This window comes from Paenimyroides tangerinum (genome assembly GCF_003865405.1).
GTDB classification, from domain to species: domain Bacteria; phylum Bacteroidota; class Bacteroidia; order Flavobacteriales; family Flavobacteriaceae; genus Flavobacterium; species Flavobacterium tangerinum.
The window spans coordinates 13,967-35,967 of sequence record NZ_RQVQ01000009.1 but is presented as its reverse complement, the minus strand read 5'-3'; the positions used below and the strand labels follow the sequence as shown (position 1 = coordinate 35,967).

Genomic DNA, 22,001 nt, shown 5'->3' with positions numbered 1-22,001 from the left:
CTTACATCTGTAAAGGATATAACCAAGTAACCTCTTATTACCAATGGGTAGATGGTGGTTATGGTTTTATTATTAGAGGATTAAAGAAAACTGATTTTGTTTGGAGTATAAGCCTAGGTAATAGAGGAAACGCATCGATGTCAAAAGGTACTCATCCATTAAACGAAGTAAATCCAGGTTACTGGGGCGGAGGATATATTAAAGGTGGTCCAGACAGTTATTTAAAAGTTTCATTAACAAATTCGACTTATATAGGAGAAATGACCATAACCAAATTTGATTTAGCGAACGAAATTGTTTCGGGTACGTTTTGGTTTGATGTACAAAACCCTTGGACGGGCGAAAAAATAGAAGTTCGTGAAGGGCGTTTTGATACCCATTTTTCACAGTAAATTAATTTTTAAACAACTAAACTATGACAAAAAAATATTTTTAGGCTTTAGCCTTTTGTTTTTAAGCCTAGCTTGCAACAAAGACGATGAAGCCTCAGACCCAGGGAATTTTCAAACACCATTACCAGAAGCTACACAAACTGGCAAAGGTACTTTTGCATGCTACGTTGACGGTAAAGCTTATATAGCTAAAAAAAATGAAATTACAGCTTATTACCAGTATGTACAAGGACATTATACTTTTGGAGTAGCAGGTACAAAAGAAGAAAGACCTTTATGGAATATTGCAATAGGCTCTACAGCAGATGCTTTAACAGAAGGTAATACATATACATTAAGAGAGAGAGAGAGAGAGAGAGAGAGGAAATCAATGGGGAGGGATTGATTTTATTTATAGTTGGGATGATTCCTTCGAGAGATATACAAATAACATAAATTACAAAGGTGAATTTACCATTACCAAATTAGATTTACAAAAACAAATCATCTCAGGTACCTTTTGGTTTGATGTTCAGGACCCAAAAACAGGCGAAACCCGAAAAGTACGAGACGGACGCTTTGATGTTATTGCAAACTTTTAAATTATTGTTGATATGAAAAAAATATTATTATTACTTGGATTATCTCTATTAATTCTTTCATGTAACAAAGACGATGAGACCCCAGACCCAGGGAATTTTCAAACACCATTGCCAGAAGCTACTCAAACTGGCAAAGGTACTTTTGCATGCTACGTTAATGGCAATGCTTATATAACTAAAAAAAATGAAATTACAGCTTATTACCAGTATGTACAAGATCATTACTCTTTTATTGTAGCTGGAACAAAAGAAGAGAGACCTTTATGGAATATTGCAATAGGCTCTACAGCAGATGCTTTAATAGAAGGTAATACTTATACCTTAAAAGAGTGAGAAGATAGAAATCATTGGGGTGGGATATTATTTGTTTATGAGCAAAGTCATTATAATGAAAGATATACAGATAATATAAATTACAAAGGCGAATTTACCATTACCAAATTAGATTTACAAAAACAAATTATCTCGGGTACCTTTTGGTTTGATGTTAAAGACCCAAAAACTGGAGAAAAAATAGAAGTTCGCGAAGGGCGTTTTGACACCCATTTTTCACAGTAAATTAATTTTTAAACAACCATATTATGAAAAAAAAAATATTTTTAAGCTTGAGCCTTTTGTTTTTAGTTATTGCTTGTAACAAAGACGACGATACAAACATAAAACCAGAAGATATTGTTTTACCAGAGGCTACCCAAACAGGTGCTGTAATGCTAGCCTGTAAAGTAAACGGTGTACCTTACATCTGTAAAGGATATAACCAAGTAACCTCTTATTACCAATGGGTAGATGGTGGTTATGGTTTTATTATTAGAGGATTAAAGAAAACTGATTTTGTTTGGAGTATAAGCCTAGGTAATAGAGGAAACGCATCGATGTCAAAAGGTACTCATCCATTAAACGAAGTAAATCCAGGTTACTGGGGCGGAGGATATATTAAAGGTGGTCCAGACAGTTATTTAAAAGTTTCATTAACAAATTCGACTTATATAGGAGAAATGACCATAACCAAATTTGATTTAGCGAACGAAATTGTTTCGGGTACGTTTTGGTTTGATGTACAAAACCCTTGGACGGGTGAAAAAATAGAAGTTCGTGAAGGACGTTTTGACACCCATTTTTCACAGTAAAACAGGTCTTAAAAAAAACAAATCCAATCTATATAATCGAAATAGATTGGATAAAAAAAACTCTAAAACTTTGAGCTAGCCCTGATTGCAGTGATATCCTTTAAAATTTATTTTAAAGATAAAACGAAAAGCAGGCTAAAACTGAAAAAGAAGCCAAATGTTTAGCTTCATAAAATATTATTTATTCGCAATAGCTTGAGCGGCAATGAAGCCCGAAGTCCAAGCGTTTTGAAAATTGAATCCGCCGGTAATGGCATCAACATTCATGATTTCGCCAGTAAAATATAAGTTTTTGAACAACTTACTTTGCATGGTTTTAAAGTCGATTTCTTTTAAATCGATTCCGCCTGCTGTAACAAATTCATCTTTGAACGTACTTTTTCCGTTTACTTTAAACTCGGCATTGGTTAACTGATTGGTTAAATTTACCAATTGCTTTTTGGTTAAATCGGCCCATTTTGCATCGGCGTTAATTTCTGAAGCCAAAACCAATTGTTCCCACAAACGCGTGGTTAAATCAAAAGGTGATTTTTTTACTACGGTTTTCTTAGCGTGTTCTAACTTCAATTCGTTAAGCTGCACCAAAACATCATCAAAAACTTCTTCGTGAAGGAAGTTCACTTGTAAGGTAAACTGATAATTTTTATCGAAAAGTTCGCGAGCGCCCCAAGCTGAAAGTCGTAAAATCGCCGGCCCACTCATTCCCCAATGCGTGATTAATAAAGGTCCGTTCGATTTTAATTTGGTTTCTTTTACTTTTAATGTTACGTTAGGAACTGAAATCCCCATTAAATCTTTGATACGATTGTCTTTAATATTAAAAGTAAATAGCGACGGAACCGGAGAAACAATTTGATGCCCTTTTTCAGTAAGCATTTCCCAGATTTTTGGATTACTACCTGTTGCCATGACCAAATTCTCAGAAGAAAGCGTTCCTTGAGTCGTTTCTAAAATCCAATTATCACTAGCTTGTGAAATCGCTTGAACGCTACATGAGGTATTTACTTTTATTTGATTTTCTTGAGCTAAATTTAAAAAACAATCAATGATGGTTTGTGAAGAATCGGAAACCGGAAACATTCGTCCGTCTTCTTCTGTTTTTAATTGAACGCCATTGTTTTCGAACCATTCAATAACATCACCTGTACAAAATGTATGAAAAGGACCTCGAAGTTCTCTTTCTCCACGTGGGTAAAATTTAGTCAAAACATTCGGAACAAAACAAGCGTGGGTAACATTACAACGTCCACCACCTGAAATTTTAACTTTACCTAAAACTTCTTTTCCGCGTTCAAGAATTGCAATTCGTAAATCTGGATTATTTTCAGCAATATTAATCGCAGTAAAAAATCCAGAAGCTCCTCCTCCTACAACAATTACATCAAAATTATTTTTCATTTCTTATTTAATGTTTCCCCAATTTTTAAAATCAATTCTACATTTTGTAGAAAATAAATTTACTCATTCACAATATAAACTACATAATATCTAATAACGGTCACGCTTTTGATTTTAGGTACAATTATTGTATCTTTAGCTTTTGTAAATCTTTAGCAAAGATACAGATATAAGCCGCTTTTAAAAAAATATAAATCCCGAGAGATGTTAAAAAAATTACCTTTTATTTTCTTCATATTATTATTTACGATGTGTAAATCGAAAAAAAATGTTACAGATTCAACTAAAGTTGAAGAGAAGGAAAAAGTTGAAAAAATCTATTACACCGAGCAAACCAAAAATGATTTTAGAGCTGTTTCTGAAAAAGTTCAAAAGAAGTTTTTAAAAGATTACAAAGCTGACACTCCAGAATATGCCATTTTGTTTTTTACCAAAGGTTTTAATGGAGAAAAAATTGAAGTTAAGAATGAAGAAGAAATCATTTTTGTAGATGGAGTTACAACTGATAAAACTACAGGTCTTGCAAAAAATATGCGTATTAAAGTAACTTTAGATACGGAGATTTACGACAGAGCAACAAAAAAGAAAATTTATGTAAAATCTAACAAAGTTGGTAAGCATAAATTCATTTACATAATGAAAGATACAGATGGTGAACAGCCTTACAAAATAACATACAGTGACAAATTACGTCCTGCAAAATAAACAGCAACAAACATTGAAACGAAAAAGCCAAGCATTGAAAAATTATCGCTTGGCTTTTTTTATTTTATCATTTCTTGATATGAAAGTATGGTTTCGAATCCTTTTTGTTTGAAATAAGTTATTGGATTTTCGAATGATGCGACCATTACAAAATCACCGCCCCAACCACCTAAGCTTTTTACCAAACCGTCAAAATCAGAAAATAATTGTTCTTGAATGGTTGGTACTTCTAAAACTTTGCTCAAATTAACTTCGTAAGTTTTAAAGAAATTGATGAATTCATTTAAATCATCAATTTGCAAAAGTTGTTCGGTCATCTTAGAAACCTCAGCAATTTCATAAGTTAAATCTTTCTGCTTTTTTCGGAAATTAGCAATTGCATCTTTACTATCGCGTTTTTGATTTAAATACACAAAGTAAATTTTATCTGCAAAACTTGGTTTGTAAACTACTTGTTCTACCGAAACTTTTCCGTTTACTTTTTGATACGTAATTGGTTCGTTATTTTGCGCACAAGCAATATCGTAACCACTACCGCCGAATGAATTTTCTAACAATTCAAAAGCATCAATTTGAAACCATTGCGCAATATTATTTATTAAGGTTGATGAAGTTCCTAAACCCCAATTTCGTGGAAAAGTTAATTCAGTTTCAACCAAAAATCCAGTTTTTACATTTAAAACATTCGGATTTTGTTGATGTGCCTGATGTAAAATTTCGATTAATGTTTTTCGAACTTTATCATCTTGCTCTTTTATGTTTTTGGAAATTACATCGGTAACCGAAATTTCATCGTTAAACCAAACCGAACCATCTGCATCGTAACTTTTCCAAGTGAGTACATTAGTATTAACTGGAAAAACACGCAAAGTTTGTCCGAATTTAGTGGGCAAAGCAAAAACCTTTGCGCCTTCTAAAACGTAATATTCGCCAAGAATAAATAATTTTCCGTTGCTGTAAAATTCCATTTTATTTTCTAAGACTTTCAATAAATTCAACTACCGCACTATGTGTAACCGTTTGAGTATCGAAATAATTTACCACTTTAACGCGTTCTTCATCCGTTGCATTGAATTGATTTAAGATATTCATCAAGTGCATTTTCATATGACCTTGTTGAATTCCTGTTGTAGTTAACGATTTTACTGCCGCAAAATTTTGCGCCAATCCGGCAACTGCAATAATTTCCATCAATTCATTTGCCGAAGGTTTTTCTAACAATTCTAAAGCAAACTTCACCATTGGATGCAAAGTTGTTAATCCGCCAACGGTTCCTAAAGCTAAAGGCAAATCCATCCAAAAATGGAAAATTCCGTCATTAATTTCGGCATGAGATAAGCTTGAATATTTTCCGTCTTTAGCAGCAAATGCATGAACTCCAGCTTCAATAGCGCGGAAATCGTTACCTGTTGCTAAAACCACCGCATCAACTCCGTTCATAATTCCTTTATTATGTGTTACGGCACGATAGGTTTCAATTTCTGCAATACGAACCGCTTGAACAAATTTTTCAGCAAAATATTGTGGGTCTTTAATTTCTTTACTTTTCAAATCTTCCACGGCACAAGAAACCTCAACGCGAACCAAACAATTTGGAACGTAGTTTGAAAGAATAGACATGATCACTTGTAAATTCTTTTCGGTTTCTGTGAAGTTAGCATAAACAGCAGCTTCAGCACGTAAAACATTTGCAAATTCTTCTAAACACGAATTAATGAAATTCGCTCCCATGCTATCTTTAGTATCAAAAGTTGCATGTAATTGGTAATAATCTTTAAGTTCAGAAGTTTTATCAACCAATTCAATAGCTAAAATTCCACCTCCACGTTTTTCCATATTTTTGGTAATGTGTTTGGTGTTTTCGTAAAATTTAGATTGAATGTCTTTAATGAATTGTTCTAATTTTTGTTTCGAACCAGAAAACAAGAAATGTACGTTTCCGATTTTCTCCGTAGAAAGAACCGTTGCTTTAAATCCACCACGTTTACTCCAAAATTTAGCAGCATTTGAAGCCGCCGCAACAACCGAACTTTCTTCGATAACCATAGGAATGGTATATACTTTATCGTTGATTATAAAATTTGGCGCCACACCAAATGGAAGGTAAAAATTGGTAATGGTATTTTCAATAAACTCGTCATGAAGTTTTTGTAAAGCTTGGTCTGAATTATAATAAGAAGTTAACAAATTTGTTATCTCACTATTTCCGTTGAAATACGTTTCAACAATCCAATGTACTTTTTCTGCTTTACTTAGTTTTGAAAAACCGTTTACTAAACTCATTTTTTTGTGCTTAAATTTTGCACAAAGATACACATTCTTATGGATTGGATTTTTGGGAATAGAAAATTAACGACAGAACAGTAAATAAAAAAACATATATTTGTGATAGTATCAAATGATATTATCATAATAATAAGCCTATTTAAAATACTCTCCATTGCAGAACCATTCTACAAGAACAATTGTATCTTTCTTATGAATTGAAAATTCTAATTTCCCTTTTTGCTTGATTATGGTATCTCCTTTTTCTAATAGAGCTTTATAATTATTTATCCAGCGAGTTTCATCTTCGCAAACACATTTTAAACCCGTTTTTAAATCTATTCCTTCTGATTTCAAGTAAGGCGAAGAATATTCGGGAAGCTTTTCAAAAATCTGGGAACATTCAATTTCTCTAAAAATCTCAGCCACTTGATTACAATTACCTTCTAAAGAAAAAACATTCGCAATTTTATTACAAGATATGAAACCAAACATTAAGAATATTAAACTTAGAATTCTAAAATAATACATACAAAAAAATTTATCAAATTTAAAACTAAATCTTAGAACTAATTATTACTATTTTCCTATTTCAAAAAAATGATTTACTTTGTAACATTCGCATCAGAAAATAAATTTTAATGAAAAATATAAAATACACCTTAGCCTTTTTATTGTTTGCTGGAATTTCGGCTACAGCTCAAAAGAAAATTAGTCAAGAAGAAATTTGGAATGGAACGTTTAGAACACAAGGAATGACATCGTTAAACGCGATGAAAAATTCCAATGCTTATACGGTTTTGGATTACAACCGAGGAAACAAATCTTTTGTTATTGATTTATATGATTTCGCAACTTTAGAAAGAACTAAGAATATTTTAGACACTAAAAACTTTCCAGAGTTAACTGAAATTTCAGAATATAGTTTCAATAACGACGAAACGAAATTGTTGATTGCAACAAATTCAAATCCAATTTATCGTCATTCGTTTACGTCACTTTTTTATTCGTACGATACCAAAACCAATCAATTAGTAAAAGTTTCGGATCGCGAAATTCAAGAACCTCAATTCAATTACGATGGTTCAAAAATCGCTTATGTTTACGACAACAATATTTTTGTTAATGATTTAAATCTAAATCAAACCATTCAAATTACAGATGATGGCGTAAAAAATAATATCATTAACGGAATTACTGATTGGGTTTACGAAGAGGAATTTGCTTTTGTTCGTGCCTATGAATGGAATGCGGACGGAACTAAAATTGCTTACATCAAATTTGATGAAACCGAAGTTCCTGAATTTTCTATGGATGTTTATGGTGATGGACTGTATCCAACACAACAGGTTTTTAAATATCCAAAAGCTGGAGAAAAAAATGCTTTAGTTTCGCTTCATATCTATGATTTAAAAACCAAGAAAACTTCGAAAGTTGATTTAGGAAAATACACCGATTTTTATATTCCAAGAATCAAATGGACAAACGATGCTAATATTTTAAGTGCGCAAGTTTTAAATCGTCATCAAAACAATTTAGATTTATTATTCATTGATGGAAATTCGGCTAATTTTAAAATCGTATTAAACGAAAAAGATAAAGCGTATGTTGACATCACAGACAACTTGACTTTCTTAGACGATAACAGTTTTATTTGGACGAGTGAGAAAGATGGATTTAATCATATTTATCACTACGATAAAAATGGAAAATTGAAAAATCAAATTACCAAAGGAAATTGGGATGTAACTAATTATTACGGTTTTGATAATAAGAATTCAAAAATATTTTATCAATCGGTTGAAAACGGTTCTACCAAACGTGATGTTTATAGTATTGATTTAAACGGAAAAAACAAAAAACGATTATCTCAAAATAATGGAACAAACAACGCTACTTTCAGTCCGAATTTTGATTTATTCATCAATAATTATTCATCGAGCAAAACGGCTCCGACTTACACATTAAACAATGCAAAAGACGGAAAAGAAATCAAAACCATTGTTTCTAACAAAGCTTTAGAAGATAAATTAAAAGCGTACAATTTACCAGAGAAAGAGTTTTTCGAAATCAAAAATGCGAGTGGAGATAATTTAAATGCTTGGATTATCAAACCAAAAGATTTTGATCCAAACAAAAAATATCCGTTGTTGATGTATCAATATTCAGGCCCGGGTTCACAGCAAGTTGCTGATGAATGGAAAGACAGCAACGAATATTGGCACGCACTTTTAACGCAAGAAGGTTACATTGTTTTGGCTGTTGACGGTCGTGGAACGGGTTACAAAGGAGCTGATTTCAAAAAAGTAACTCAAAACAATTTAGGTAAATACGAAGTCGAAGATCAAATTTTTGTAGCGAAAGAAATGGCTAAGAAAAACTATATCGACGCTGATAGAATTGGAATTTGGGGTTGGAGTTTTGGTGGTTTTATGTCATCGAATGCCTTATTCCAAGCGCCAGAAGTTTTCAAAACTGCAATTGCTGTTGCTCCGGTAACTTCTTGGCGTTTTTATGATACGGTTTATACCGAACGTTTTTTATCAACTCCGCAAGAAAATCCAAAAGGTTACGATGAAAACTCGCCAATCTCATACGCTCAAAATCTGAAAGGAAATTATTTATTAATTCACGGAACGGCAGATGATAACGTACACGTTCAGAACGCAATGGTTTTGACCAATGTATTAGTTCATAACAATAAAAAGTTTGATTGGGCAATTTATCCAGACAAAAATCACGGCATTTATGGTGGAAAAACACGTGAACAATTATATACAAAAATGACTGATTATATCAAAGAGAACCTTTAACAACAGACAAAAACTATTTCTTAGATTTACAGCTTGTTTTTCAATAAAATTAATTTTCTAAAACAGCTGTACTTTTTAATTTTACTTTTAAAAAATTGTTAAGTTCCTTTTTTTTAGTAAATTTCGACCAAGAAAAATAGTTGATAAAAACAACTTCATAATAAAATAATTTAAAAAAATGAGTAATAAAATTTCTTTAGAACAAATCCAAAATTTTGAAGGAAAATATCCTAAACAATTATGGTATTTGTTTTTAGTAGAAATGTGGGAACGTTTCTGTTTTTATGGCATGCGCGGAGTATTAGCCATTTTTATGGTAGATATGCTATTGCTTTCAGGTAAAGATGCTAATTTAAAATACGGTGCCATACAGGCCTTTGTATATGCGTTTACATTTATTGGTGGTGTTTTTGCTGATAAAATTTTAGGATTTAAAAAATCATTAGTTTTTGGAGGAGTCGTAATGATTCTAGGAAATTTATTGATTGGTATAAACCCGGAAGAATTCTTTTACTATGGGATTGTTTTAACCATTATTGGAACTGGTTTTTTTAAACCAAACATCTCTTCAATGGTTGGAGAGTTATATAAAGAAGGTGATCCACGCCGTGATGCTGGCTTCAGTTTATTCTATTCAGGAATTAACATTGGTGCTTTATTAGGTGGTGCTTTATGTGTTTATCTAGGTAAATTTTACAGTTGGAACTTAGCTTTCTTGGCAGCTTCTTTTGTTATGGTAATTGGAGTTGGGTTATTTTTAGCGATAAAAAAAGAATTAGGTCCTATTGGTAACTCTCCCCTTTTACATTTAGAGCCTAAAAAGCGTTCAGTTCGTGAAATTGCAGTTTATATTGGAGCTTTTTTATGTATTCCTTTAATTTATGCGATGATAAAAAACACAGAATACACAGATTATTTTATGTACACCATTGGTCCTGTTGCTTTAATTTATTTTTTTTATGAAGTATTTAAAGATCAACTAAGTGATCGTTTTTTAAAAATAACTAAATACGCATTTTTATTAATAATTTTAACATACTTAATCACTTATATTACTGACCTTCCAAATATTTATTTTGAAAATTTTCGCCGTTTTATAGGTCCTTTTATCTTTTTATACTTTGTGTTTGAGTTATTCCAAATAAAAATTAACGCACAACAAAAAAAATTATTTGCAGCGCTTTTGTTTATTTTATTTGCCATTATTTTCTTTGCTTTTTTCGAACAAAGTGGTGGTTCACTTGCCTTGTTTGCAAAAGATAATTTAAATAATCATTTATTATTCTTTACTATTGATCCGAATATTGTAAATAACATTTCTAATGCGTTTTTTGTAATCTTATTTGCTCCATTAGTTGGTTTAATTTGGGTAGCTTTGAGCAAAAAGAAATTAGAACCAAATACCGTTATTAAATTCGGTTTAGGATTTTTATTCTTAGCAGGATCTTTCTTTATTTTATATGCAACTAAATTCTTTGCAGGTCCAGACGGTATTACGTCATTAAACGTATTTACTTCTGCATACTTAATTATGACGTTAGGTGAATTATGTTTATCACCAATCGGTTTGTCTATCATTACTAAATTATCACCTAACCGTTTGGTTGGAATGATGATGGGATTATGGTTTTTAGCTAGTGCCTATGGTCAGTACGTTGCAGGTTTATTAGGAGCAGGTATGTCTTCTCCAAGTGAAAGCGCAACTAATCTACAAAAATTAGATTTATATACAGAAGGTTATTTTCAATTGGCTGTTTACGCATTAATCGCAGGAATTTTACTTATTGTTATCTCACCTATAATTCGAAAATTAATGCAGGAAGTAAAATAAAGCTTCTAAAAATGAAATTTAACAATAAGAGCGACCATTCGGTCGCTTTTTTTATGCATATCTGTAATTATTTTCTTTTATTTGTAAACTTAACCATTTTTTAAAATTCATGTTAGAAAACAACAAACCTTCGTTGTGGAATACCATTGGTTCATTTAACAAAAATTTCTGGCTTGCGAGTTTCATGGAATTAATGGAACGTTGGGCTTGGTATGGAATTTATACACTTTTCGGACTTTATCTTGTAGGTTCAACAGATGCAGGTGGATTAGGTTTTGACCACATTCAGAAAGGTAACATTATGGGAAATATTGTAGGAATTCTATATTTCTTACCTTTATTTTTTGGAGTTATTGCTGACCGAATTGGGTATAAACTTTCACTTGCGATTTCGTTTGTGATTATGATTTGTGGATATTATTCGCTAGGTGAAGTTACTTCCTACTCCAATGTTTATCTTGTATTTCTTTTAGTAGCCATCGGTGCAGCTTTCTTTAAACCTGTTGCTTCAGCTATTATAGCACGAAACACAAACGAGACAACCGGAACAATGGGGTTTGGTATTTTTTATATGATGGTTAATATTGGTGGATTCGTTGGACCATTCTTTTCGTCTGTTTTAAGAAACAGTTTAGGATGGAAAATTATTTTCTTACAAGCTACAATCGTTTTATGTATCAATTTAGTGGTTTTACTTTTATTTTATAAAGAACCAAAAGTAGAAAAACCAAAAGATTCTATCGGTAAAGCAATTGGAGATTCTGTAATAGGAATATTCGAAGCTTTGAAAGATGTTCGTTTGGGAATTCTTTTATTGCTAATGATTGGTTTCTGGACCATGTTTAACCAATTATTTAATACGCTTCCAAACTTTATTGAAGATTGGGTAAATTCATCAGCAATTAGCGATTGGCTAAATAAAAACATTCCATTTTTAGGAAGATGGCTTACATTAGATGGGCAAGTAAAACCGGAATGGTTTACCAATATTGATGCTTTGATGATTATTTTATTACAGATTCCAATTTCATTTATGGTAATCAAAATGCGTCATATTAACGCAGTAATTCGTGGTGCTGTGGTTGCAACTATTGGTATTGGATTAACTTTTTACACAGATAATGTTTGGTTTACTGTAATCGGAACGATGATTTTTGCTATTGGAGAAATGATGTCATCACCAACGGTTTCTTCATTTATTGCGTTAATCACACCAAAAGGAAAAGAAGGTTTATATCAAGGAACGTATTTTTTACCTGTTGCAGCAAGTTATTTTGTAACGAGTTTTATTTCTGGTGGATTATATCAAAACTGGTCAGATAAACTTTCTCTATTAAAACGTTACATGGTCAGTCGAAACATTGAAATGCCCGAAGTAGTTTCTAAAGAACAATTCATTGAAGAAGGTGCAAAAACACTAAACATTTCGATAGCACAATTTGAACAGCAATTCAATTTAAAAGCAGAAACCATCGATTGGAAATCGGTCTCAACTTCATTAAACAAATATGCACTTTCAAAAAACATAGACATTTCAAACGTACATTTACCCTTCTCTAAAAACGAATATTTCACTTTAGCTGAACAAAAATTACAGATGACACATTGGGAAATGACAGATATGCTTTGGAATACCTATGATCCTAATAAAATTTGGTATGTGATTGTTGGAATCGGTGTTTTCTCAATTGTCTCGCTAAGCATTTATGACCGTTTGGTGGTTAGACCACTTGAAAAAAAGAATGCAAATCAATCTTAAAAAAATAAAAAACTAAATATAAATCAACTTTAAAATTCGAATGGATACTAAAATTTCTACAGACTTTTACAAATCAAATGTTCTAGGTCAACGATCGGGATTATTTGTACTTTTCTTTACGGAAATGTGGGAGCGTTTTTCGTTCTACGGAATGCGTGTTTTATTGATTCAATTCTTAACAGCAGCAGTTATTGCTGGTGATCCATTAAAATCAGGTTGGGCTTGGACAGCGGAAGAAGCTGGAGCATTGTACGGAACTTATGCTATGATGCTTTATTTAACTCCAATTTTTGGAGGTATTATAGCCGATAAATACATCGGTTCTAGAATGGCTGTTATCATTGGAGCAATTATTATGACCATCGGTCACGCTGCAATGGCTTTTGATACAACGGTTATGTTTTTTATTGGATTAGCGTGTTTGGTTATCGGAACAGGTTTCTTTAAACCTAATATGCCGTCAATCTTAGGAGAAATGTACAAAGATTTACCAGAAAAGAAAGATGGTGCTTATACCATTTTCTATATGGGTGTAAACGCAGGAGCATTCTTTGGTATGATGCTTTGTGGTTATGTTGCAGAAACACAAGGTTGGCATTGGGGATTCGGTTTAGCTGGAATTTTCATGTTGTTAGGTACATTACAATTTGCATTTGCAAAACCGTTAATGGGTAATTTAGGAATTATTAGCAAAGATAAAGATGTAGTTGCTGCAAAAGCAGCAGAAGATAAAGACAAACGTAATCCGTTCACTAATTTAGATTACATTCTAATTACAATTGTAGGAGTAATTGGTTTTTTATATGCGTTCAACGACCCGTTATCTAAAAACGGAATCATTGATTTGTTCTCATCACTTGATACGTCATTTTTACGTGGACAATATATCATGATTATCATTGCTTTGATCATATTTATTTACATGTTGGTTTCTCGTATTTTACGATATGACAAAGTAGTAAGAGATAGAATGTTTGCTGTAGTTTTATTAGCTTTCTTCTTAATTTTCTTCTTTATGAGTTTTGAACAAGGTGCAACATCCTTAGTACTTGTAGCTCGTGATTATATCGATAGAACTTTAGAAGGTTCTGCGCTATTAACTTTCAACATCGTAAACGGTTTGTTAACCATTGTACCATTAGCAATCATCTCATGGGTTTTAATCAAACTAGCAGTTACAACTTGGTCTAAAATAGCTTTATCAAACGTAATTTTAATCACCTGTTTCTTAATCATTTGGGGAGCTGCTTTATGGATGTTAAGTGAAGAATTCTCAAAAGATGCTTCAGAAATAACCGTTTCTTGGTTCTCGACTTTAAACTCATTTTTCATTATCGCATTGGCTTCTACGGTTTCTAAATTATGGGAATCTAAATACAACCCATCAGCTGCATTCAAATATGGATTTGGATTAGTATTAGTTGCCATCGGATTCTTAGTTTTAGGATTAGGTTCAATGGGAATTTCAGAAGGAGTTAAAATCTCAATGGCATTTTTAGTAATCACTTATTTATTCCATACGTTAGGAGAATTGTTTATTTCTCCTGTAGGATTATCTTACGTTTCTAAATTAGTTCCTGGAAGAATGTTAGCATTTATGTTTGGTATTTGGTATTTAGCAATCGCAATCGCGCAAAAACTTGCTGCTGTGTTAGGAGGACAAGTAGAAACAATACAAAAAGAATATTCTTTAAGTCATTTTTTCTTCCTATTTACAGCAATACCATTAGCTGCCGGAATTTTGGTAATGCTATTAAATCCAATAATTAAAAAATTAATGCACGGAATTAAATAAATTAAGTATCTTTCGCATTCGAAAAATTTAAATCTAAATAAATGTCAACAACAACTTCAAATCCTGATTTTTTTGAATCAAAAGTACTAGGACATCCTTCTGGATTATTTGTTCTTTTCTTCACTGAAATGTGGGAAAGATTCTCATTCTACGGAATGCGTATCTTATTAATTTTGTTTTTAACTGCTGCTCTAACTGGAGACAATCCAGGTTGGGGATGGAATGCAGAAAATGCTGGAGCTTTATACGGAACTTATGCAATGTTATTATACATCACTCCTATCTTTGGAGGTATCATAGCAGATAAATACATCGGATATCGTTGGGCCGTAGTAATTGGTTCTATCGTTATGACTGTTGGCCACGGGTTAATGGCATTTGACACGCCTTTGTTTATGTACTTAGGTTTAGGATGTTTAGTAATCGGTACTGGATTCTTTAAACCAAATATGACCTCTATTCTATCTGAAATGTACAAATCATTTCCTGAGAAAAAAGATGGAGCTTATACCATTTTCTATATGGGAGTCAACGCGGGTGCTTTCTTCGGAATGATGCTTTGTGGTTATTTGGCAAACAACGTAGGTTGGCATTATGGTTTTGGATTAGCAGGAGTTTTCATGCTTTTAGGAACTTTACAATTTTGGTTAGCAAAACCTTTATTCGGATCGATTGGAGACAAACCTACTGAAGAAAGTAAATTAGCTAAAGCTGCTGCAGCTAAAGCAGATTTAAAAGAAGGTGAAGAAGACAAACCGAATCCTTTTACAATGTTAGATTATTTCTTAATCGCTGCATCTACATTAATTGGTTTATTATACGCTTTTAACGATCCTTTGTCTAAAATTGGTGGAATGCATATTTTACCAAAAGAAATATTTGGAATGGACGGTTCAATTGTAATGATTATTATTGGATTAGTATTATTTTTATTCTTAGTTGTATCACGTGTAATTCGTTATTCTCCTATCGTAAGAGACCGAATGATTGCAGTAACTGTATTTGCTTTCTTCACGATTTTCTTCTGGATGGCTTTTGAACAAGGAGCTTCATCTTTAGTGATTTTCGCAAGAGATAACGTAGATAGATCATTAGCTGGTTCATCATTAACAACATTTAATATTGTAAATACTTTATTAACTGTAATTCCGTTAATTATTATTTCGTGGGTACTATACTTATTAGCTAAACAAACATTCAAAAAAGCACCAGGATCAAACATTGTTTTGGCAATTACTTTCATTGGTGTTTGGGCTGTAGCTATCTGGATGTTAACAAATGAATTCTCTAAAACAGAATCAGAAATCGATCCGTCTTGGTTCTCAATCTTAAACTCATTCTTTATTATCGCATTAGCTTCATCTGTTGCTAAGATTTGGGATTCTAAATTGAATCCTCCAGCTGCGATTAAATATGGTTTAGGTTTAATTATTATGGCTTTAGGATTTGGATTATTAGCTTATGGTTCTCACGGAATCCAAGAAGGCGTAAAAGTATCAATGCTTTGGTTAGTACTTGCATATTTATTCCATACATTAGGAGAATTATTCTTATCTCCTGTTGGATTATCTTATGTATCTAAATTAGTACCAGCACGTATGATTGCATTTATGTTTGGTATTTGGTACTTAGCAATTGCAATCGGAAACAAATTAGCTGCTGCAGTTGGTGGAGAAATTGAAAATATTACTAATGAATATTCATTATCAACTTTCTTCTTAATTTTCACAATTGTACCAATCGTTGCAGGACTTTTAGTTATGGCTTTAAATCCAGTTTTGAAAAAATTAATGCACGGTGTAAAATAGGCACGCATTTTGAAATACAAAAATCCGATAGTTTTTGCTATCGGATTTTTTTTTAAATTTACCCAAACAAATAATACAATGAATAAAATATTTCTTTTTATCTCTTTTGCTTTAATTAGCATCACAACTCAAGCCCAAGAAATCAAATGGATGTCTTTTAATGAAGCTGTAAAAGCTCAAAAGAAAAACAAAAAACCAATTTTTATTGATGTTTACACAGCTTGGTGCGGTCCTTGTAAAATCTTAGATAAAAAAACATTCTCAAACCCAGAAACTGCAAAATTTATAAATGACAACTACAATGCTGTTAAATTTGATGCAGAAGGAAACGAAGAAATAGTTTTCAATAAAATGACATATAAAAATCCAGGTTACAAACCAGAAAGAAAAAATAGTAGAAACGCAATGCACGAGTTTACTGGTTTCTTAAAAATTCAAGGTTATCCTTCGATGGTTGTAATAAATAATAAAGGTCAAATACAGAAAACCATTGTTGGATTTAAAACTTCTGAAGAATTAAAAAAAGAACTTTAATCTAAAATGATAAATCAGCATATCCCTTTTCACGCATATTGTGAAAAGGGATATTATTTTTTATACAAGTTTCTGTCCAAAACAAAACGTTTGAATTATAATTTTTTGGATGCATTACAACCAATTTTGGCTTATGATTTAATACATATCGTTCTAAATTAAACTTTGGATTATTCTTTAAAATCAAAACATCTACAGAAGTCGTAATTTCAGCAACACCTAAACTATCAACCACGAGAAAAGTTAGTCCATCAACAATAAAAAAATTAGTGATGTTTTTTAAATCTATTTCATTAATTTCTAATTCTCGTTCTAAATCGACAAGAAATTTTTTAGAATTCACCAACGAATCATCACTTAAAACCAACATTTTTGTTTGATTTATTTTAGCTATTGTCAACGAATTATAATCATATAAAATTTGAAATTCATTGTTCGCTTTTAATTTAGAAAACTCATAAAAATAACTAATTTGAATTCCGATGATTAACACAAAAATGACAACAATTTTTCGATAAGAATATTGTTTTATCGCATAAGCAATCATAAAGATTAAACCTAAAAACAACACACATTGAAGTCCATTTAATTTGATATTTGTAATGATAAAATCAGTTTGTGAAGCTATCCATCCAATAGAATCATTTACAAAATCAATCAGAAATACGATTCCTTTTCCAAGAAAAACAGATAAAGCATTCCAAACAAAATTCAGAATCAACAACAAAACTAAAGCGATTAGTACGAAAGTTAAAACAGGAATTACAATTAAATTTCCTAATAAAAAAAGTAATGGAATTTGACCAAAATAATAAACTGCCAAAGGCAAAATTCCAATTTGAGCAACAATTGAAATTCCAATTAATTCCAAAAAATATTTAATCACCAAATATCTTGATTGAAAAAATGGTCGAATTATTGGGTATAAATAAACAATTGAGAAAACGGCCAAATAACTCAATTGAAGTCCAATATCAAAAAGAAAAGACGGTTTAAAAATCAAAATAAGTAATAACGACAAAGCCAAAACATTGATCGTACTTGTTTTTCGTTTAAACATCATTCCTGAACCAACAATTGCAAACATCAAAACAGCTCGAACCACTGAACCACTCAATCCTGTGATAATTGCGAAACAAGCTAATATTAAAATAACTGTAATAAATCGAATGTTTTTAGAGCGAATAAACGAACGGAAAACAAGATTCATAATCCAATATAAAATACCGATATGCATTCCCGAAATCGCTAAAATATGCATTACACCAGCGTTTCTGTAATCAGATTGAATCTTCTCACTTAAATCAGTACGTTGCCCAAACAACAAAGCATTTACAACTCCATTAACTTCTTTGGAAAAATGATGATTTTTAAAACTATTGATTAAAGTATCTCGAAAATAGAGCAATTGAAATTGGAATCCATTTGCTGGTTTTAACTTTGTGAAATTATTAGAAAGCTTAGCTTGAATAAATATTTGCTTGTTTGCAAGATATTTCGAATAATCAAATTGATGTGGATTTTTTGCATTAGGAACAGCTTCAATGAATAAAGGAACCTCAAGTCGTTCACCAACTTTCAGCGTTTTCTCTTCTAAATTCTGATAAATTAAAATACGCTGTTGAATATTATCAATTGTAGTAAATTCTGCTAAATAGCGATTTTGAATTGTATTTGATTTTAGAACTTCATCAATAGTCAAAACACCTAAATGATATTCGGAAGTTATTATTTTATTCTCAATTTTATTTTCTTGAAACGATAGCGTTCCTATGAAGAAAAAAATAAAATAAACGCCAATTGTAGAAATAAACTTTAGATAATTTGAAATCTGTACAATTTTCGATTTAAAAAAACCTGTTAAGTAAATGAAGAAAAAAAACACTAAGAATCCCCAAATCAATTCTGAAGTAAATAAACTAAAGACTTGATCAGAAAAAAAAATCCCATTAACATAAAAAAATGTAATGGGAATAATGGGATATCTCATATATTTCTTCATAACATGAAGATAATGAAATAAATATGAATTACAATAATTAACTTCTATAAAACTTGTTGATCATAAACTCTGTTAACTTTAACAAAGCCTTTTTTGTAATATGCTTCTTTTGTAGAATTTACAGAAACACCTTTAGAGCTTGCAGAATGAATGAAAGTAATATCTTCACCATCAACTTCTACAACAATTCCAACGTGGTTAATAACTCTAGATCCGCCATTTTTAAAGAAAATCAAATCTCCTCTTTTAGCATCTTTCTTATTTATTTCACTTCCTAAAGAAGCCATTTCTCTTGAAGTTCTTGGTAAACTAATATCAAATTGAGAAAAGGCAGTTTTTACAAATCCAGAACAATCCATTCCGTTACGGCTCATTCCTCCCCAAGAATATCTAACGCCTTTATATTCATTTGCAACATTGATCAATTGCTCTGTCAAATACGAATATTTTTCAGAAGCTTCTGATTTTTCTGTCTTTTTTGATTTAGTTTCTTCAGTAGTAGAAGCGTTAAGAATTTTATTTAACTCTTCAACAGTCAAATCTTTATCCGATTTTTTTGTTTCTGTCTTAACTTTTTTAGGCTTTACCAAGAATGATTGAGCTGAAGCTGAATTCATTGCGAACAATGAAATGGTAAGCATTAAAGTAAGTTTTAGTGTATTCATAAATAGGATTTAATAATTAATAGGGATATTCTCACTTGACTTTTACAAATATATACTATTTTTTTAAGCGCCAAAACTTTTTTGTGTTTTTATAATGTTAACAACTTTTTCACTTGCATGTTCTTTACCTAAAACATTTATCAATTCCTCGTAATTATCAAGGATTAGAGCACGTGAAGGATTGTTAATAACTTTTTCGAATTCTTTTTTAATTTTTATAGTATTACAATCATCTTGTATCAATTCGGAAACTATTAATTTATCCATAATTAAATTAACCAACGAAATATATTTTAATTTAATAATTCGTTTTGCAATCTGATATGAAATGTTATTGGCTTTATACAAAACAACCTGTGGAACTTTAAACAAAGCTGTTTCTAGCGTAGCGGTTCCGGAGGTTACCAATGCAGCATACGAATGATTCAATAACGAATACGTATCATTTGAAATAAACTTTACGTTTTCTTGCTTGATAAATTTTTTATAAAATTCATAAGGTTGACTTGGCGCACCTGCAATCACAAATTGAAATTGTGGATAATCATTAACAATAGCAAGCATTACCGAAAGTAATCGTTCAATTTCTTGTTTTCGACTTCCAGGTAAAAGAGCAATTATTTCTCTATCATCTAAATTATATTTCTTACGAAAATCAACGACATCATTTGCTCTAAACTGATTTACTGCATCTATTAATGGATGACCTACAAAATGTACTTTATAGTTGTGTTTCTTTTCGTAAAAATCTTTCTCAAACGGAAGTATCACATACATTTGATTGATATCTCGCTTAATTGCTTTGATACGATTTTCTTTCCAAGCCCAAATTTGCGGAGATATATAATAATGAGTATCGAAACCTTTCTTCTTAGCCCATTTTGCAATTTGCATATTGAACCCTGGATAATCAATAAAAATAATTACATCTGGATTAAAAGCTTCGATGTCTTTTTTACAGAAATCCATATTTCTAAAGATTGTTCTCAAATTCATTACCACTTCAGCAAACCCCATAAATGCTAGATCTTTATAGTGTTTTACTAAAGTTCCTCCAACTTGTTGCATTAAATCTCCGCCCCAAAAACGTACTTGAGCATTTGGTTCAGCTTTAAATAACGCCTTTAATAAGTTTGCCCCGTGCAAATCTCCCGAAGCTTCTCCTGCAATAATATAATATTTCATTAGGCAAACAAAACAAACAATCCAATTAAGATAAACGAAAGAATCACTCCTCTCGCACTAAAATAATTTTCTTTATTCAAAAACAAATAAAACAATCCAATATTCGGAATTGCACCCAAAGACAGAGCTCTTCCTGATAAAGTTCCATATTTGAAAATATCAAAGTTTTCAATTGGGCTAATTTGTGTTAGATATTTGAATATAATGCAACCAAACAATACAGAAACCAAAAGTCCTGATGCAGTTCCCAATAATAATTTTAAAGTATTTTTCATTAAAATTCCCAAGTATTAAGTTGTTGAATAGCGTGATAAGCTGTTAAATCATATTGAACTGGAACGATAGAAACATAACCATGTGCCAAAGCCCATTCGTCTGTATCTTCTCCATTATCATGATTTTCAAAAGTACCACTTAACCAATAATATTTTTTTCCATGCGGATTTGTTCTTTCATCGAATTTTTCAACCCATGTGGCATTTGCTTGTCTGCAAATCTTAATTCCCTTGATTTCAGAAAAGGCCAACTTCGGAAAATTAACATTTAAAACCACTCCATTTTGCATTCCTCTTTCTAAAGCTTGCAAGGTTATTGATTTTACAAAAGAACGAATTTCATCAAAATTAGCGTTCCAACTAAAATTACATAAAGAGAAACCAATGGCAGGAATTCCGTTCATTCCTGCTTCAACCGCAGCAGACATTGTACCTGAATAGATTACATTAGTCGCCGAGTTTGAACCATGATTAATTCCAGAAACACAAATATCTGGCTTTCCTTTTATGATTTGATCAATTGCAATTTTCACACAATCAACCGGTGTTCCAGAGCAACTATATTCTGTGTCTAAATCTTTATCTATTGTAACTTTTTCTAAATAAAGCGTACTATTCACAGTTATTGCATGACCCATAGCTGATTGCGGACTATTTGGCGCAACCACGACAACATCTCCAATTTCTTTCATTACCTCAATTAACATTCGAATTCCAGGCGCGGTAATTCCATCATCGTTGGTAACTAATATTAAAGGTCTTTTTTTCATTTCGTATTTTTTATACAATCGTAAAAGTAAGAAAATTATAGCATATTCTTTTATAAAGAAATTATAAACTCTCCCTAACCCCAAAGTTTTAAGGAA

At 31.5% G+C, this 22,001-nt stretch carries 21 protein-coding genes and 1 pseudogene; 13 read left to right on the top strand and 9 right to left on the bottom strand.

Going from position 1 to position 22,001, the window contains the following annotated elements; genetic code table 11:
* The 6 genes and pseudogenes from EG240_RS05250 to EG240_RS05235 all read left to right on the top strand — a co-directional run.
* Positions 1–392 (top strand): annotated as a pseudogene (locus EG240_RS05250) (hypothetical protein); the annotation flags it as partial.
* Positions 358–777, top strand: a complete 420-nt coding sequence (locus EG240_RS05245; RefSeq protein WP_125018172.1) for a hypothetical protein — start codon at positions 358–360, stop codon at positions 775–777. The pseudogene EG240_RS05250 and the gene EG240_RS05245, both read left to right, overlap by 35 nt.
* A complete protein-coding gene (locus tag EG240_RS17065) occupies positions 773–973 on the top strand; it encodes a DUF6252 family protein (protein WP_397337513.1) in 201 nt (66 codons plus the stop codon). The genes EG240_RS05245 and EG240_RS17065 overlap by 5 nt, the downstream gene beginning before the upstream one ends.
* A gap of 12 nt (positions 974–985) precedes the next feature.
* Positions 986–1,306, top strand: a complete 321-nt coding sequence (locus tag EG240_RS05240; RefSeq protein WP_125018170.1) for a hypothetical protein — start codon at positions 986–988, stop codon at positions 1,304–1,306.
* A 24-nt stretch (positions 1,307–1,330) separates the two neighbouring features.
* On the top strand, positions 1,331–1,531 hold the full coding sequence (locus EG240_RS17060) for a DUF6252 family protein (RefSeq protein ID WP_397337511.1): 201 nt from the start codon (positions 1,331–1,333) through the stop codon (positions 1,529–1,531).
* Positions 1,532–1,554: 23 nt separating this feature from the next.
* Positions 1,555–2,100 carry a hypothetical protein gene (locus EG240_RS05235; RefSeq protein WP_125018168.1) on the top strand — a complete coding sequence of 182 codons (546 nt, stop codon included), beginning with the start codon at positions 1,555–1,557 and terminating at the stop codon, positions 2,098–2,100.
* Between the two features lie 177 nt (positions 2,101–2,277).
* Here EG240_RS05235 and EG240_RS05230 read toward each other — a convergent pair whose 3' ends face one another.
* The gene (locus tag EG240_RS05230; RefSeq protein WP_125018166.1) at positions 2,278–3,498 is read right to left on the bottom strand and encodes a BaiN/RdsA family NAD(P)/FAD-dependent oxidoreductase; all 1,221 of its coding nucleotides are present in this window, start codon (positions 3,496–3,498) and stop codon (positions 2,278–2,280) included.
* Between the two features lie 204 nt (positions 3,499–3,702).
* On the opposite strand from EG240_RS05230, the gene EG240_RS05225 reads away from it, so the two are divergent.
* Positions 3,703–4,203 (top strand): hypothetical protein, encoded by a 501-nt coding sequence (locus tag EG240_RS05225; RefSeq protein ID WP_125018164.1) that lies wholly within the window; start codon positions 3,703–3,705, stop codon positions 4,201–4,203.
* A gap of 59 nt (positions 4,204–4,262) precedes the next feature.
* Here the strand turns inward: EG240_RS05225 and EG240_RS05220 are convergent, their stop codons facing one another.
* From EG240_RS05220 to EG240_RS05210, 3 genes are all read right to left on the bottom strand, one after another.
* Complete coding sequence (locus EG240_RS05220; RefSeq protein WP_125018162.1) at positions 4,263–5,171, bottom strand: GYDIA family GHMP kinase; 909 nt, start codon at positions 5,169–5,171, stop codon at positions 4,263–4,265.
* Position 5,172: 1 nt separating this feature from the next.
* Entirely contained in the window at positions 5,173–6,486 is a 1,314-nt protein-coding gene (locus EG240_RS05215; RefSeq protein ID WP_125018160.1) for a hydroxymethylglutaryl-CoA reductase, degradative, read from the bottom strand.
* A gap of 138 nt (positions 6,487–6,624) precedes the next feature.
* A complete protein-coding gene (locus tag EG240_RS05210) occupies positions 6,625–6,999 on the bottom strand; it encodes a hypothetical protein (protein WP_125018158.1) in 375 nt (124 codons plus the stop codon).
* 110 nt (positions 7,000–7,109) lie between these two features.
* Here EG240_RS05210 and EG240_RS05205 point away from each other — a divergent pair, with 110 nt between their 5' ends.
* From EG240_RS05205 to EG240_RS05180, 6 genes are all read left to right on the top strand, one after another.
* A complete protein-coding gene (locus tag EG240_RS05205) occupies positions 7,110–9,281 on the top strand; it encodes a S9 family peptidase (protein WP_125018156.1) in 2,172 nt (723 codons plus the stop codon).
* A 178-nt stretch (positions 9,282–9,459) separates the two neighbouring features.
* Complete coding sequence (locus EG240_RS05200) at positions 9,460–11,112, top strand: peptide MFS transporter (protein WP_125018154.1); 1,653 nt, start codon at positions 9,460–9,462, stop codon at positions 11,110–11,112.
* Positions 11,113–11,221: 109 nt separating this feature from the next.
* Entirely contained in the window at positions 11,222–12,871 is a 1,650-nt protein-coding gene (locus EG240_RS05195) for an MFS transporter (protein WP_125018152.1), read from the top strand.
* 40 nt (positions 12,872–12,911) lie between these two features.
* Positions 12,912–14,666 carry a peptide MFS transporter gene (locus EG240_RS05190; RefSeq protein WP_125018150.1) on the top strand — a complete coding sequence of 585 codons (1,755 nt, stop codon included), beginning with the start codon at positions 12,912–12,914 and terminating at the stop codon, positions 14,664–14,666.
* A gap of 41 nt (positions 14,667–14,707) precedes the next feature.
* Complete coding sequence (locus EG240_RS05185; RefSeq protein WP_125018148.1) at positions 14,708–16,474, top strand: peptide MFS transporter; 1,767 nt, start codon at positions 14,708–14,710, stop codon at positions 16,472–16,474.
* Positions 16,475–16,552: 78 nt separating this feature from the next.
* The gene (locus EG240_RS05180; protein ID WP_125018146.1) at positions 16,553–17,008 is read left to right on the top strand and encodes a thioredoxin family protein; all 456 of its coding nucleotides are present in this window, start codon (positions 16,553–16,555) and stop codon (positions 17,006–17,008) included.
* A 1-nt stretch (position 17,009) separates the two neighbouring features.
* On the opposite strand, the gene EG240_RS05175 is transcribed toward EG240_RS05180, so the two are convergent.
* The 5 genes from EG240_RS05175 to surE form a co-directional block, all read right to left on the bottom strand.
* Positions 17,010–18,998, bottom strand: coding sequence for a ComEC/Rec2 family competence protein (locus tag EG240_RS05175; protein WP_158611987.1), 1,989 nt, complete (start codon positions 18,996–18,998; stop codon positions 17,010–17,012).
* A gap of 56 nt (positions 18,999–19,054) precedes the next feature.
* Positions 19,055–19,675: a C40 family peptidase gene (locus EG240_RS05170; protein ID WP_125018142.1), complete on the bottom strand. Its 621-nt coding sequence runs from the start codon at positions 19,673–19,675 to the stop codon at positions 19,055–19,057.
* Positions 19,676–19,738: 63 nt separating this feature from the next.
* Positions 19,739–20,860 carry a lipid-A-disaccharide synthase gene (gene lpxB / locus EG240_RS05165; RefSeq protein WP_125018140.1) on the bottom strand — a complete coding sequence of 374 codons (1,122 nt, stop codon included), beginning with the start codon at positions 20,858–20,860 and terminating at the stop codon, positions 19,739–19,741.
* Positions 20,860–21,135, bottom strand: a complete 276-nt coding sequence (locus EG240_RS05160; protein WP_125018138.1) for a hypothetical protein — start codon at positions 21,133–21,135, stop codon at positions 20,860–20,862. Before EG240_RS05160 ends, lpxB begins: the two co-directional genes overlap by 1 nt.
* Complete coding sequence (gene surE / locus EG240_RS05155) at positions 21,135–21,905, bottom strand: 5'/3'-nucleotidase SurE (RefSeq protein WP_125018136.1); 771 nt, start codon at positions 21,903–21,905, stop codon at positions 21,135–21,137. Before surE ends, EG240_RS05160 begins: the two co-directional genes overlap by 1 nt.
* Between the last annotated feature and the right edge of the window lie 96 nt (positions 21,906–22,001).

What these genes read in the sequence shown, in the direction of transcription:
- surE (WP_125018136.1), bottom strand. Translation starts at nt 21,905, where the DNA reads ATGAAAAAAAGACCTTTAATATTAGTTACCAACGATGATGGAATTACC.
- EG240_RS05210 (WP_125018158.1), bottom strand. Translation starts at nt 6,999, where the DNA reads ATGTATTATTTTAGAATTCTAAGTTTAATATTCTTAATGTTTGGTTTC.
- EG240_RS05180 (WP_125018146.1), top strand. Translation starts at nt 16,553, where the DNA reads ATGAATAAAATATTTCTTTTTATCTCTTTTGCTTTAATTAGCATCACA.
- EG240_RS05240 (WP_125018170.1), top strand. Translation starts at nt 986, where the DNA reads ATGAAAAAAATATTATTATTACTTGGATTATCTCTATTAATTCTTTCA.
- EG240_RS05200 (WP_125018154.1), top strand. Translation starts at nt 9,460, where the DNA reads ATGAGTAATAAAATTTCTTTAGAACAAATCCAAAATTTTGAAGGAAAA.
- EG240_RS05195 (WP_125018152.1), top strand. Translation starts at nt 11,222, where the DNA reads ATGTTAGAAAACAACAAACCTTCGTTGTGGAATACCATTGGTTCATTT.
- EG240_RS05230 (WP_125018166.1), bottom strand. Translation starts at nt 3,498, where the DNA reads ATGAAAAATAATTTTGATGTAATTGTTGTAGGAGGAGGAGCTTCTGGA.
- EG240_RS05185 (WP_125018148.1), top strand. Translation starts at nt 14,708, where the DNA reads ATGTCAACAACAACTTCAAATCCTGATTTTTTTGAATCAAAAGTACTA.
- EG240_RS05170 (WP_125018142.1), bottom strand. Translation starts at nt 19,675, where the DNA reads ATGAATACACTAAAACTTACTTTAATGCTTACCATTTCATTGTTCGCA.
- EG240_RS05215 (WP_125018160.1), bottom strand. Translation starts at nt 6,486, where the DNA reads ATGAGTTTAGTAAACGGTTTTTCAAAACTAAGTAAAGCAGAAAAAGTA.
- EG240_RS05205 (WP_125018156.1), top strand. Translation starts at nt 7,110, where the DNA reads ATGAAAAATATAAAATACACCTTAGCCTTTTTATTGTTTGCTGGAATT.
- lpxB (WP_125018140.1), bottom strand. Translation starts at nt 20,860, where the DNA reads ATGAAATATTATATTATTGCAGGAGAAGCTTCGGGAGATTTGCACGGG.
- EG240_RS05175 (WP_158611987.1), bottom strand. Translation starts at nt 18,998, where the DNA reads ATGAGATATCCCATTATTCCCATTACATTTTTTTATGTTAATGGGATT.
- EG240_RS05225 (WP_125018164.1), top strand. Translation starts at nt 3,703, where the DNA reads ATGTTAAAAAAATTACCTTTTATTTTCTTCATATTATTATTTACGATG.
- EG240_RS05220 (WP_125018162.1), bottom strand. Translation starts at nt 5,171, where the DNA reads ATGGAATTTTACAGCAACGGAAAATTATTTATTCTTGGCGAATATTAC.
- EG240_RS05190 (WP_125018150.1), top strand. Translation starts at nt 12,912, where the DNA reads ATGGATACTAAAATTTCTACAGACTTTTACAAATCAAATGTTCTAGGT.
- EG240_RS05160 (WP_125018138.1), bottom strand. Translation starts at nt 21,135, where the DNA reads ATGAAAAATACTTTAAAATTATTATTGGGAACTGCATCAGGACTTTTG.
- EG240_RS05235 (WP_125018168.1), top strand. Translation starts at nt 1,555, where the DNA reads ATGAAAAAAAAAATATTTTTAAGCTTGAGCCTTTTGTTTTTAGTTATT.